The 12,913-nt window shown below is 57.3% G+C and carries 10 protein-coding genes; 3 read left to right on the top strand and 7 right to left on the bottom strand.

Features of this window, described 5'->3' with window-relative positions:
- Positions 1-8 precede the first annotated feature (8 nt).
- From KO088_RS05435 to KO088_RS05425, 3 genes are read left to right on the top strand one after another with little or no spacing between them, the layout of a single operon-like run.
- Positions 9-1,643 carry a RagB/SusD family nutrient uptake outer membrane protein gene (locus KO088_RS05435; RefSeq protein ID WP_215493900.1) on the top strand — a complete coding sequence of 545 codons (1,635 nt, stop codon included), beginning with the start codon at positions 9-11 and terminating at the stop codon, positions 1,641-1,643.
- An 11-nt stretch (positions 1,644-1,654) separates the two neighbouring features.
- Complete coding sequence (locus KO088_RS05430; protein ID WP_215493899.1) at positions 1,655-2,668, top strand: substrate import-associated zinc metallohydrolase lipoprotein; 1,014 nt, start codon at positions 1,655-1,657, stop codon at positions 2,666-2,668.
- A 6-nt stretch (positions 2,669-2,674) separates the two neighbouring features.
- Entirely contained in the window at positions 2,675-4,060 is a 1,386-nt protein-coding gene (locus KO088_RS05425) for a DUF4302 domain-containing protein (RefSeq protein WP_215493898.1), read from the top strand.
- A 732-nt stretch (positions 4,061-4,792) separates the two neighbouring features.
- On the opposite strand, the gene KO088_RS05420 is transcribed toward KO088_RS05425, so the two are convergent.
- From KO088_RS05420 to KO088_RS05390, 7 genes are read right to left on the bottom strand one after another with little or no spacing between them, the layout of a single operon-like run.
- Positions 4,793-5,698, bottom strand: a complete 906-nt coding sequence (locus KO088_RS05420; protein ID WP_215493897.1) for a DUF8429 coiled-coil domain-containing protein — start codon at positions 5,696-5,698, stop codon at positions 4,793-4,795.
- A 6-nt stretch (positions 5,699-5,704) separates the two neighbouring features.
- Entirely contained in the window at positions 5,705-6,382 is a 678-nt protein-coding gene (locus KO088_RS05415) for a DUF3256 family protein (RefSeq protein WP_215493896.1), read from the bottom strand.
- Positions 6,379-7,179, bottom strand: a complete 801-nt coding sequence (gene kdsA, locus KO088_RS05410; protein WP_215493895.1) for a 3-deoxy-8-phosphooctulonate synthase — start codon at positions 7,177-7,179, stop codon at positions 6,379-6,381. Before kdsA ends, KO088_RS05415 begins: the two co-directional genes overlap by 4 nt.
- A gap of 25 nt (positions 7,180-7,204) precedes the next feature.
- Positions 7,205-8,134, bottom strand: coding sequence for a tRNA (adenosine(37)-N6)-dimethylallyltransferase (locus KO088_RS05405; protein WP_215493894.1), 930 nt, complete (start codon positions 8,132-8,134; stop codon positions 7,205-7,207).
- Positions 8,131-9,627 carry an IMP dehydrogenase gene (locus tag KO088_RS05400; protein WP_215493893.1) on the bottom strand — a complete coding sequence of 499 codons (1,497 nt, stop codon included), beginning with the start codon at positions 9,625-9,627 and terminating at the stop codon, positions 8,131-8,133. The genes KO088_RS05405 and KO088_RS05400 overlap by 4 nt, the downstream gene beginning before the upstream one ends.
- A 24-nt stretch (positions 9,628-9,651) precedes the next feature.
- Entirely contained in the window at positions 9,652-10,869 is a 1,218-nt protein-coding gene (locus tag KO088_RS05395) for a bifunctional 3,4-dihydroxy-2-butanone-4-phosphate synthase/GTP cyclohydrolase II (RefSeq protein ID WP_060935775.1), read from the bottom strand.
- The gene (locus KO088_RS05390) at positions 10,866-12,887 is read right to left on the bottom strand and encodes an LptF/LptG family permease (RefSeq protein ID WP_215493892.1); all 2,022 of its coding nucleotides are present in this window, start codon (positions 12,885-12,887) and stop codon (positions 10,866-10,868) included. Before KO088_RS05390 ends, KO088_RS05395 begins: the two co-directional genes overlap by 4 nt.
- Between the last annotated feature and the right edge of the window lie 26 nt (positions 12,888-12,913).

Here is a 12,913-nt window from a genome sequence, read left to right as displayed (position 1 = left end):
TATACAGAATGAAGAAGTTATCATTCAGCCTACTTGGGCTGGCTTTGGTCGCTGGCTCTATCTTCGGGATGAGCTCTTGTGGGAAGTACCTCGACGAGAATGCCGATGGGCACTATGTCGATGGGAATACCCCTTATAAGATTAGCCGCTTCTTGACCTACGCCTATCCGCTGTCGTCATTGGCTCATATCTCGGAGCTCTCCTCGGACAATACGTATGAGGATGAGACGCGTAACCCCTACCGTGAGGACTTCCAGGACCTCGCTGTCTACTGGAGACCGATCACGACGACGGATGGTTCCGCCTACTACGATGGGACGCTCAAGCTGTGGGAGTCCTACTACTACGCTATCGCTCAGGCTAATGAAGTGCTGACGCTCATCGAAGAAACCAAGGACTACGGTGACCGTAACATGGCCTCACGAGCTGAAGCCCTCGCCGTGCGCGCTTGGTCGCACTTCCAGCTGGCGAACGTCTTCTGCCTCCCCTACAACTTCGATGGTCAGGGTGGTGCGACGAACCTCGGTATCCCCTATATCGCTGAGCGTGTCACGACGATCCTGCCCGACTATCCCCGTGGTACCCTCAAGGAGACCTACGAGAAGATCGATAAGGATCTGCAGGAAGCTATCCCTCTTCTGGAGAAGTACAACATCTACCAGAATGATATCCGTCGCTTCCACTTCACCGCTGAGTCTGCCTATGCCTTTGCTGCGCGCTTCTACCTCTACTACAACCAGCCTGACAAGGCTAAGGAGTATGCGGATAAGCTCCTCGGAGACAACCCGGCATCACAGCTGCGTAACTGGGCTGGTAACTACACGGGTATCGACGCTGCTAATGCCAATGCTAAGGCGCTGGCTTACTATCGTCCTACCAATGCTGCGAACCTCCTGGTGGTCTCGCTCTACAGCGACTTCCAGTTCACTACTACCAGTGGTGAGGCCTTCACGAACTCTCGCTATACGCACTCGAATAAGTGTGCTGCTGACGAGACCCTCTGGAAGAATATCTGGAACGTAGGTCGTAACCGTGACGAGTACAACTTCGCTCCCTATATCTACGACAAGGTCTTCATCGACAAGATCTATCAGCCCAAGCTGCCTACCCTCACAGGCTCTCGTAGCGTCGAGGTACAGCTGACGACGGACGAAGCTCTCATCAACCGTGCAGAAGCTAAGATCCGTCTTGGGGATCTCGCTGGTGGGCTCGCCGACCTCAATGTCTGGACTCAGGCTTACCTCCGTCCAGGACTTGCCAAGCGTACCTTCACGCAGGCTGAGATCAAAGCTTACTACGATGCACTTCCCTATGCGGATAAGACGACGCGCTCGCCTAAGAAGCATCTGACGAAGGCGCACTTCAAGCTCCATGATGGCTCTACGATCACTGAGGGTACCGCTACGGAAGCTCTCCTGCAGTACGTCCTGCAGTGCCGTCGTATCCTCACGCTCCACGAAGGTCTTCGCTGGCAGGATATCAAGCGCTTTGGCATCGATATCTACCGCTGGAAGAAGATCGATGCAGGTGCAGACACCTTCGAAGTACCTGCTGATGGTGTACTCCTCGGCTCTGATCTTCGCCACGCTATCGCTCTGCCTCAGCAGGCGATCACTGGACAGATCCAGCAGAACCCACGCTAATGCTTACAGCTATGAAACTATTCAATAAGATCATTGCACCGCTTCTTCTCTCGGCGGCTCTGGTGAGTTGCGGGTCTTCTTCTGACGAGGTCGATCCCAAGCGCCCGATCTTCTCACCGCTGGATACGACGACGATGACCGAGGTCCAGAAGTATGTCCAGAACTACTTCGGGAAGAAGTTCAATGTAGATATCCGCTACAACTATGAGGACCGCCTGGCGAGTAACCTCTATAAGCTCGGGCCAGCCTCTGAGGCTCAGGCGCTGAAGTACCTCAACCTCATGCGCTACACCTTCTTCGAAGTCTATGAGAAGGTAGCTCCCAAGGGCTTCGCTGAGCGCCATACCATCAAGCAGCTTGTCCTCTTCGGGACGCTCGGCTATGGCCCTACGCAGAACCTCCTCGGGGAAGCGCCCTTCGGGATGATCCAGGTCTATGATATCAATAGACTTACCATCCCCTATTTAGGCGATGATGACTTAAGTGGCTTCAATTACTACTACGAGCGTGCTCGAGACAACTATATCCAGACGCTCTATCATGAGTCTGCTCATACCCTCCACCAGGATACTCCTGTACCAGAGGCCTTCCTGAAGCTGACAATCTCAGATTATCAGCAGGACAATGCATTCTCCTACTGGTATGTCCGCGGTATCTCTTCGCTGACTGCAGGCTTCATCTCGGACTATGCGAGCAAGAGCCCCGAGGAAGATTTCGCCGAACTCTATGGTACCTACATGGTGCTCCTGCCTGAGGAATGGGAGAATCTTATGGTCCAGGCTGACCACAAGTATAAGCCCGACTCTCGCTATACAGGTCGTGAGATCCTGGAGCGCAAGCTGGCTATCATGAAGGAGTATCTGAAGGCTAACTACCACCTCGATATCGATGTCGTCCGTGCAGAGGCTAACCGTCGTATATGTGCTAAGAAGGCTAACCTGCCCTCTGCGGAGTACTATAAGTTTGTCAAGGATGACTTCTCTATGCTTCCTCCCTCTTATTATTCTACCATCCCTAAAGATTAGACTGCTATGAGACGTTATTTTGCTTGGGCTCTCGGAGCCATGGCACTCTTCTCCTCTTGTAAGATGTACGACAATCTGCCTGAGGGAGACGATAAGCCAGCACTCTATCTGACGAAGGAGATGGGGAAGCTGACCGACCTACTGACGGGTAATGCGAACGGCTGGCGTCTGGTACTCCTGCCTGGAAGCTATCAGTACGGCGGTATCAACATTGCCTTCAAGTTCCACAAGGGTGGGGCCGTAGAGTCCTATTCGGAAGATCTCGATGAGGTCATCCACTCCAGCTATCGTATCTACAATACGGCTGGTATCCGCTTGACCTTCGATACGCGCAATCCTGCTCTGGGTCGCTACGCAGAGCCCCGCAATACGCTCCTTCAGGGGCTGGAGGGGGACTTTGAGTTCACCTTCGGAGATGTGAGCGCTGACCAGGATACGATCCAGCTTACTGGGGTGTATAGCCGCAATAAGATGATGCTCGTCCGCCTCAAGGAGGATGCTGAGACCTATATCCATAAGGTCAAGGATATCCGTAATGCCGTCTATGGCAAGGCTCTTGCCACGACGACCATCGGTGGGCAGGAGGTCAAGATGTCGGTCTTCGGACTCATCCGCCAGCTCCAGGTCAAGGTCGGCTCTGCTGCGCCTCGCCTCATCCCGATCAACTTCTCTACAGAAGGGATCGAGGTCATCGGTGCTGATGATCTGATCGATGATAGCGATGCTTCACAGGGCAAGGTCGGGCAGATCGGTACGGAGATTCTTCGCCAGATTAAGATTGAGAAGGAGGGCTCTACCTATCATGCCCTCTCTCCCTCGGGGCAGAAGATCGCGATCCAGTCGACTGACTATGACCTCACGAAGAGTAAGATCCGCGTCTTCTTCTACGAGTACTGGAGTGGTGATGCTGTCCGCGATGTCATCAACCGTATCAACGGTGTCAAGTATCAGTCTGGCCCCAATGCTGGACAAGATAGTATCGTCGGTGATGCCGTGAATGATGCCTACTATACGAGTCCCTTGGATGAGATCGCTTATATCGGGCGTACTGATGGGGGCGACCACAAGATTTCTCTCCGTCGAGGGGGCAATTGGCTGAGCTATTACCTTGACTTTGCTCCTGCCAGCGATGACCCCAGCACGATCTATATCCGTAAGTTCGTGCAGAACGGTGATAACTGGCGCTACCATCGCTATGCCATGCAGCGTATGATCAATGCGCTCGCTGAGAACTCGCCCTACAAGGTATCGGTAGACCATTACAACGGGAACGATGAGTACCGCATCACTTCCGTAGCGAATGACAAGTTCTGGATGAGTACCTCGAAGTTCTATGAGCCAGGACATGCGATCGATCAGATGCCTGTCTATCTGAACGGGCATAGCTTCTAAGCAATTCTCATCAGGGTTCTCACTCCCTTCCCTTTCTCATCTTACGTGCATCGGCCTTCCTCCTCAAGGGGGAAGGCCGATGCCTTTTATTAGCTCTGTAAGAGTGAAGTCTGCGCTATCCAAATCCAATGCTATATAGGGAGGGAAATCGAACCAGTACTGGTCTGCGAGTGAACCAATAGTGGTTCGTAGTAGTAACCAGTACTGCTTCGCGTCGTGACCACTACTGGTCCGCGCACGAACCACTATTGGTCGAAATACCCTCTTATATTGGTGCGCACAGGGTACCTATAATAGGGGCGAGTCTCCGCCGTAATGGTGCGCTGGCTCACCCCTTGCTCTTGTCGTGATTTTCCAAAGGAGGAAAGTAGACGATTCCAAGTATGGAAAATTCGTTTCCCTCCTTTGGCGCGTTCGCTTCCCATGCTGGGGAAAAGTGTCTGCTCTCCCTGAGAAGAGGAGCGACACAGGTGTCCTTCCCATACCATATCATAGGGAAAGGTAAGGTAGACCTATATTGGTCGCTGGGTGGAGCTATATAGGTTCGTGCATTGACCAATATAGGTCGATTCAGCGACCAATATAGGTTCATACCACCTATCCGTATCGCTCTCTTTTATGGGGGCGTAGTGGTGTGGGGATAGAGCTCTGGGAGAGGGATAAAAAGCCGAGGGGCAGGAGATGCGTATCTCCTGCCCCTCGAGCTTTATTGGGGGAATGGCGTAGGGTGAATTACAGCGTGAAGGAGGCTTGGCCGATGAGGTTGCCATCAGCGAAGAGCTTGACGCGGTAGGTGCCACTCTGCAGGCTCTCTTCGACGGGCCAATACATCGTGACGGGGGTGTCTTCGCCGTTGTACTCGATCTCGCGACGAATCGAATAGGGGATCTGCTTGCCTTCGAAGGGGAAGGTACCTGCCCCAGGCTTGACGAGAAGCTCCTCGTTGGGCTGCGTGATGCGGCAGTAGAAGGTCTTTTCCCCGACGGCAGCGGTGACGTTCTTCGCTACGGTGAAGTGGATCTGGATGTTCACCGTCTTCTCGAGCTTCTTGCTGAGCTTGCCACGCTTGTCCATAGGCGTGATGGAGATGCGCGTAGCATCGAGCTTCGCAGCGAGCTTCACACGGTCGGAGAGCTGTGCCTTCTCGTTGGAGAGCTGCTGCGCCTCATTGGTCGCACGGGCGTAGCTGGCGCGTACCTCGCTATTCTCCTGACGTAGGCGGTCGTTGGCCGACTGGAGGGAGTCGATCTGTATGACGTAGTTCTTGAGGACATTGCGCAGGGTGGCTACCTCTTGGGTGAGCTGCCCGATGCGCTTAGCACTGGTGGCTTTATTGCTCTTGAGCTCCTTCTGCAGCTGCTCGACCTTAGCACGCTCGGAGAGGAGCTGGCTGATGAGTGAGTCGGTAGCCAGGGAGATCTTCTGCTCGCCCATACCCTGAGAGAGCTTCTGATACTGGATGTCGTATTCGGAGGCGAGCTTCTGCAGCTCCTCCTGCATGATCTCCTTCTGCTCGCTGGCGAAGAGGTCCTTCTCCTCCTGGAGCTGGGCGCGCTCATTGCGCAGGACGAAGTAGAACGCTGCGACCAGAGCGATGATGACTGCCGAGGCGGCGATGATGACGTGCTTGACTTTCATTTATGCTTAGGGGTTTGTGGCGCGTACAAAGGGGGCGAAGGACTGACCGCCCCAGGTCGTGGTGAGTGCGGGGAGCTGGGCGATAAGGGCCTTGAGCTCGTCGCTTTGCTTGTCCTCCTCCGAGAGTAGTAGGGTAGGGCGGACGATGAGGGTGGGGGCGGAAGTGCCCTGTGCCCAGCTGAGCTCATAGTGTAGCGGATAGAGCAGCTCACGCAGGCGATCGCTAGCCGTGCTCATAGGGAGCTGGAGGCCGCGGAGGAAGTCCTCCGAGCTGGGGAGGCGAAGGAGCGTCGTAGAGGGAAGGGCTTCGCCACTTGCGCTGAGGAAAGAGATGCGGGCATCGACCTGCGGAGAGCTGACGGTCTCGATGAGTGTCGTGAGCGGACCCTGACCGCTGGCGAGCGGAAGGAGGCGCAGCTCTGCCGTACCCACCGGGCTGGTCTGCAGGCGAAGGCTATGCTCTGAGACGGCGAGGAGCTTAGCACCGAGATCGAGCTCCATGGGGAGGCTGAGCGCAGAGTCTTGTGCGAGGAGCGTGGCCAGCTGGTTGCGGCGGTCTTCGTCCAAGAGCTCGGTCTGCCCGAGAGCCTTGATGATGGTGGCATACTTCGTCGTCTGGGCACTCAGTGCGAGCGAGGAGACGAGGAGTAGCGCGGTGAAGAGGAGGGCGCGGAGCTGCTTCATAGGGCGGCACGTAGACGGACAAGGCGCTCCAGTAGGCCTTCGAAGAGGTCGAGAGGGAGCATGTTAGCCCCGTCGCTCTTGGCGGAGGCGGGATCGGGATGCGTCTCGAAGAAGAGGCCATCAGCACCGACGGCGACGGCGGCCTTAGCGATGGTCTCGATGAGCGCAGGCTTGCCACCGGTGACACCGCTGGCTTGGTTGGGGCGCTGGAGTGAGTGGGTGACGTCCATCACGGTAGGGAAGCCCGTGGAGCGCATGGCGGGGATGTTCGTGAAGTCCACGACGAGGTCGGAGTATCCGAAGCTATTGCCACGCTCGGTGAGGATGACCTGGTCGTTGCCACACTCGGTGACCTTGCGTGCGGCGTGCTCCATACCCGAGGCGGAGAGGAACTGCCCCTTCTTGATGTTCACGATCTTGCCCGTGCGTGCTGCTGCAGCGATGAGATCGGTCTGACGGCAGAGGAAGGCGGGGATCTGCAGTACGTCTACGTACTCGGCAGCGAGTGCAGCCTCCTGCGTCTCGTGGATGTCGGTGACGACGGGGATGTCGAAGGTCTCCCGTACACGGCGTAGGATGCGCAGTGCCTTCTCGTCGCCGATGCCCGTGAAGCTGTCGATACGCGAGCGGTTGGCCTTGCGGTAGGAGCCCTTGAAGATATAGGGGATCCCGAGGCGGGTGGTCATCTCGACGATGCGCTCAGCGATGAAGAGAGGCGTGTCCTCGTCTTCGATAGCGCATGGCCCAGCCATGAGGAAGAAGTTGGGGCCAGCGGTAAGGTCTTTATACTGGATCATAATGCGATAGGGAGAATGGGACGGGCTACTTCTGCTCCCACGCCTCGAGGTACTCTAAGGCCTGGCTGAGCTGCTCCTCACGGGGCAGTAGTCCGTCGATATAGTGAAGGGTGAAGCCTCGGCGCTCCATACCTCTGAACCACGTCATCTGTCGCTTGGCGAACTGATGGATGGCCGTCTCTAAGGCGGTGAAGAGCTCGTCGCGGGTCAGCTCTCCGAGGAGGTGCTGCGTGACGAACTTATACTCCAGCCCGTAGTAGATGAGGTCTTCGGGTGCGATGCCCGAGTCGATGAGGCGCTGGACCTCCCCGATGAGATCGCCTTCGTCGAGGCGCTGACGGAGGCGGGCGGTGATGCGTGCCCTGCGCTCCTCACGGGGAAGGGTGATGCAGAGGATGAGGCTCTCTATGAGCTCGTACTCGGTGTGGTCAGCTCCTGCGAGGCGCTCCCGCTGGATATAGTCCGCGATCTCGATAGCACGGATAGCGCGCTGGGGTGAGTCGAGGTCCGTATCATTGTGCAGGGGGCCGTAGGAGGCAAGACGCTCACGGAGAGAGGCGAGCGAAAGCCCTTGGAGGCTCTCTCGTAGCGCTGGATTGGGTGCTACGTCGGGTAGATGATAGCCTCGGAGGACGGCTTCGGCATAGAGCCCTGTGCCACCACAGAGGATGGGGTGCTGGATGCCTCGATCGCGGATGGCAGCATACGCCTTGTGGAAGGCGTGCTGCCATGCGAAGAGGTTGTACTTCGTCCCCGCAGGGACGATGTCGATGAGGTGGTAGGGGATGGTCGTCCCCTCATAGGTGTACTCGGAGAGATCCTTGCCGGTGCCGACGTCCATGCCGCGATAGACTTGGCGCGAGTCCGCACTGAGGATCTCTGAGCCAAGTCTATGCGCCAGACGGACGGCCAGGGCAGTCTTGCCCGATGCGGTAGGTCCGAGTAGGGTGATCATCCGCGATCCTTGAGGATCACATCATGCGCGCCCCCTTCGACGATGGAGGTGCTGGAGACGAGGGTGATCTTAGCCTTCTGCTGAAGCTCGGGCAGGGTGATAGCACCGCAGCTGCACATCGTGGCCTTCATCTTACCGAGGGTCTGTGCGAGGTTGTCCTTGAGCTTACCAGCGTAGGGGACGTAGCTGTCGACACCTTCTTCGAACTTCAGAGCTTCGCTGCCACCGCTGTCGTATCGCTGCCAGTTCTGAGCGCGGTTCGAGCCTTCGCCCCAGTATTCTTTGACGATGTTGTTGCCGATCTTGAGCTTGCGTGTGGGCGACTCGTCGAAGCGAGCGAAGTAGCGACCCATCATGAGGAAGTCGGCACCCATAGCGATAGCCAGCGTCATGTGGTAGTCGTGTACCAGACCGCCGTCGCTACAGATGGGGACATAGATACCCGTCTCCTCGAAGTACTTGTCACGAGCCTGAGCTACATCAATGATCGCCGTAGCCTGACCGCGACCGATACCCTTCTGCTCACGAGTGATACAGATGGAGCCACCGCCGATACCGACCTTGATGAAGTCTGCACCAGCCTCGGCGAGGTAGCGGAAGCCCTCTTCGTCGACGACGTTGCCAGCGCCGACGAGGACCTTGTCTCCGTACTTCTCGCGGATCCAGCGGAGGGTGTCGTACTGCCACTCAGAGTAGCCGTCGGAGGAGTCGATACAGAGGACGTCTGCGCCAGCTTCGATGAGGGCGGGGACACGCTCAGCGTAGTCGCGGGTGTTGATACCAGCGCCTACGAGGAGCTCCTTCGTAGCCTTATTAGAGAGCTCGATGGGGTTGTCTCTGTGTGCATCGTAGTCCTTGCGGAAGACGAGGTAGACGAGGTTGTCGTTCTCATCGATGATGGGCAGGGTGTTGAGCTTGTGCTCCCAGATGATGTTGTTGGCTTCCTTGAGGGAGATGCCGAGGCGACCGACCTTGAGCTTGGAGAAGGGGGTCATGAAGTCCTTGACGAGAGCATCCTCGGGCGTGGTGCCGATGCGGTAGTCACGGCTGGTGACGATACCGAGCAGACGGCCGTTGGGCGAGCCGTCTTCGGTGACGCCGATCGTCGAGTGACCCATTCGGGCACGCAGAGCAAGGACATCACGCAGCGTCGCGTCGGGGCGAATGTTGGAGTCGCTCGATACGAAGCCTGCCTTGAACTTCTTCACGCGGCGCACCATCTCAGCCTGCTCAGTGATGGGCTGTGAGCCGTAGATGAAGGAGAGCCCGCCATTGCGAGCCAGCTCGATGGCCAGCGTATCGTTGGAGACCGACTGCATGATCGCCGAGACGAAGGGGATATTGAGGCTGATGCGGGGCTCCTGGCCACGAGCGAAGCGGACCAGCGGTGTGGTCAGCGAGACGTTCTGTGGGGTGCACTGACGTGTCGTGAGCCCTGGGATAAGGAGGTACTCCCCGAAAGTGCGGGAGACTTCGTTGACGAATATTGCCATAAGCTATATGGATGAAGTGGGTGATTACTTGAGGTGGGGGAGGACGTGGCCCATGCGATCCTTCTTCGTCTGCATGTAGAAGGCGTTATGCTCATTGGGCTGGATCTCCAGAGGAAGCGTCTCGACGACTTCGAGGCCGTAGCCTTCGAGGCCGACGCGCTTGATGGGGTTGTTGGAGAGCAGGCGCATCTGCTGGATGCCGAGCTGCTGGAGGATCTGAGCGCCGACGCCGTAGTCACGTTCGTCAGCCTGGTGACCGAGGTGGAGGTTCGCTTCGACGGTGTCTAAGCCCTCTTCCTGGAGCTTGTAGGCGCGGATCTTCTCCATAAGACCGATGCCACGACCTTCCTGATTGAGGTAGACGACGACACCGCGACCTTCCTTCTCGATGAGCTCCATAGCCTTGTGTAGCTGCTCGCCACACTCGCAGCGCATAGAGCCGAAGATGTCGCCCGTGGCACAGCTGGAGTGTACGCGTACGAGGACGGGCTGGCCGTCAGCGACATCACCCTTGATCAGCGCGATGTGCTCGAGGCCATTACTCTTCTGCTTGAAGGGGATGAGGCGGAAGTCGCCCCACTGCGTGGGCATAGCGACCTCTTCACCACGCTCTACGATGCTCTCCGTGCGGAGGCGGTAGGCGATGAGATCCTTGATGGTGATGATCTTCAGGCCGAAGCGCTGAGCGACCTCCCACAGCTGGGGAAGGCGAGCCATCGTACCATCCTCGTTGATGATCTCGATGAGTGCGGCTACGGGCTGCAGGCCTGCCAGACGGGCCAGGTCAACGGCCGCTTCGGTATGCCCCGCGCGGCGCAGTACCCCCTTGTTGCGAGCACGCAGTGGGCAGACGTGACCAGGACGGGCCAGATCGCCCGGGGTGATATTGGGGTCAGCTAAGGCGAGGATCGTCTGGGCACGGTCATACATCGATACACCGGTGGTGCAGCCATTGCCGAGTCGGTCGACGGTGACGGTGAATGGGGTCTCGTGGACGGAGGTATTGTTGGGTACCTGCATCTCGAGCTCGAGTTCACGGGCACGGTCTTCGGTGATAGGTGCGCAGAGGACACCACGGCCGTAGCGCATCATGAAGTTCACCTTCTCGGGGGTGACCTTTTCAGCGGCGATGATGAAGTCGCCTTCGTTCTCGCGGTCCTCATCGTCGACGACGATAAGGAATTCACCACGGCGGAAGTCTTCGAGGGCTTCCTCGATGGTGTTTAGCTTGATTTCGCTCATAGATCTTGTGTGTGTATAGCTACCTGCCAGGAGTCTGGATCGGTAGGCTGTGTAGTGGATAATTCGGGTGCGGGACGATGGACTCCCTTAGCGGCTACAGCGACCTCTTCGGCGATCTGCGTGAGCACCGTGCGTGTCGTGCGAAGGTCAGCCTTGAGGTGGGTGCGTACTCGTGAGAGGAAGAGTCCAAACGGAAGAGATATGGGGAGGATAGCCCCAAGGATACGGCCCCAGCGCGGCTCCTCTGGGAGGAAGGGCGAGAGGCGAGTGGGGAGGAGCGGGAGGTCGCAGAGCTTGCTGACCAAGAGTCGTGAGGGCGTGTGGCGCAGGCTCTCGGTGATAGCGTCAAGCTCTTTGCTGAGGGCTGCCAGTGCCTGCTGCTCGGCTCCGTGGCTCCAGATCTGCCAGATACGTCCTGAGAGCATGGGGCTGCGGAGGAGGGCATCGGTATGCGCGATGGCTTGTACCACAGCGGCAGCACCAGCCTCGTAGTCGGCTTCTTCGATGATGAGCTCTTGATACTCGACCTTACGGACACCGCGGAAGCCGAAGAGCTTGCGGAAGAAGATCACGTAGGCCTCGACGTTGAGCGCCGAAGAGTCTTGGTTTGCCTTGTAGGCGAGGAATATCCCGACAGGGAAGAGGAGGATGTTACTCAGCCACATCCCCAGCCAGATAGGTATCGACTCGCTGCGTAGCATATTCGTGCCGAAGGAGTCGATGATAAAGTAGACGACGAAGAAGAAGATGGAGATGATGATAGGCATCCCGATCCCTCCACGGCGTACGATGGCACCGAGGCTGGCGCCGATGAGGGCGAAGATGATACAGGAGACGGGGAAGGTGAACTTGCGATGCCACTCCTGATGGAAGGTGCGGTAGTGATAGAACTCTGTGTCGTCCGTACCCGTATAGATCTGGGCTTCCTCCGTGATACGCTTTGCCTTGTCGAGGGCGGAGCCGATAGCCTGTAGGCTGTCTTGTGCAGTGAGTGTGAGTGAGGCCTTGGCTTCCTCCGGCTTCACTCCGCTGGTCTCTTTCACGAGGGTAGCGATACGCTCCTGCTGTCGGGCGAAGACCGTGGTATCCTCGTAGGCGTAGGGGGAGAAGCCGTAGTGGCTGGTCAAGAGGTCGGACTGCACGATGCGAGCGTAGCTATTGCGCGTGCTGTCGAGGATGGGGCGGATGGAGTCAATGGATACCTGTAGCTGATTGAGATTCTTCCCGACGTACATAGAGCTGAGCTCTCCCTCGTCCTGCATCTTGATATTGGCGTCGAAGGGGATGAAGGTCTCACTGTAGTCAAAGTGAGGGAGCATGTAGGGGACGGGCTCGCTGACGGTATTGTAGCTCTGCGTCTGGATGTTCTCAAAGCTCTGACCTTGGTAGAGCTTGAGGACGAGGAACTTCTTACTCTTGTCCATCACCAGACGGCCCGAGTCGGCACGGATGATGCGCGGGTTGAGATAGCCACGGCTCATATCGTAGACCATCATGCGGTGCATCAGCCCTGTGCCCGCATCGCGGCTCTTGGCGTAGAGGCTGTAGCCTGGGATACCGGTATAGAATACCCCCGGGGTGATCTCCATCTCGGGGGCTGCATACTTAGCTGTGATGACCAGGGTCCACATACGGACCTGGGCACGGATCATCAGATCGTTTTGGAAGTAGAAGAGCCCGCATGCCATCGCCACGACGAGGAGCATAATGGGGCGGATGATGCGGTAGAGGCGGATCCCCGAGGCTTTGAGCGCAAGGAGCTCAAGGCGCTCACCCAGATTGCCCAGCGTCATCAGCGACGCCAGCAGGATACCCAGCGGGAGCGACATAGGGATGAAGGAGAGGGCCGCATAGAAGATAATCTTCAGCAGCATGAAGCCACTTAGCCCCTTGCCGACCAGCTCATCGATGTAGCGCCAGAGGAACTGCATCACCACGATGAACCAGCACACGGCGAAGCTCATCACGAAGAGCGGGATGAAAGTCCGGAGGATATACTTATCTACGATCTTGGGCACGTCTACTATCGCCAATTTATTAATCA

The organism is Porphyromonas bobii (genome assembly GCF_943169685.1).
Classification (GTDB): domain Bacteria; phylum Bacteroidota; class Bacteroidia; order Bacteroidales; family Porphyromonadaceae; genus Porphyromonas; species Porphyromonas pasteri.
The sequence above is the reverse complement of the archived record's forward strand: the minus strand, read 5'-3'. Positions and strand labels throughout refer to the sequence as shown.

Bases quoted from the DNA above. Each gene is read 5' to 3' on its own strand.
- KO088_RS05435 (WP_215493900.1), top strand. From the start codon at position 9: ATGAAGAAGTTATCATTCAGCCTACTTGGGCTGGCTTTGGTCGCTGGC.
- KO088_RS05430 (WP_215493899.1), top strand. From the start codon at position 1,655: ATGAAACTATTCAATAAGATCATTGCACCGCTTCTTCTCTCGGCGGCT.
- KO088_RS05425 (WP_215493898.1), top strand. From the start codon at position 2,675: ATGAGACGTTATTTTGCTTGGGCTCTCGGAGCCATGGCACTCTTCTCC.
- KO088_RS05420 (WP_215493897.1), bottom strand. From the start codon at position 5,698: ATGAAAGTCAAGCACGTCATCATCGCCGCCTCGGCAGTCATCATCGCT.
- KO088_RS05415 (WP_215493896.1), bottom strand. From the start codon at position 6,382: ATGAAGCAGCTCCGCGCCCTCCTCTTCACCGCGCTACTCCTCGTCTCC.
- kdsA (WP_215493895.1), bottom strand. From the start codon at position 7,179: ATGATCCAGTATAAAGACCTTACCGCTGGCCCCAACTTCTTCCTCATG.
- KO088_RS05405 (WP_215493894.1), bottom strand. From the start codon at position 8,134: ATGATCACCCTACTCGGACCTACCGCATCGGGCAAGACTGCCCTGGCC.
- KO088_RS05400 (WP_215493893.1), bottom strand. From the start codon at position 9,627: ATGGCAATATTCGTCAACGAAGTCTCCCGCACTTTCGGGGAGTACCTC.
- KO088_RS05395 (WP_060935775.1), bottom strand. From the start codon at position 10,869: ATGAGCGAAATCAAGCTAAACACCATCGAGGAAGCCCTCGAAGACTTC.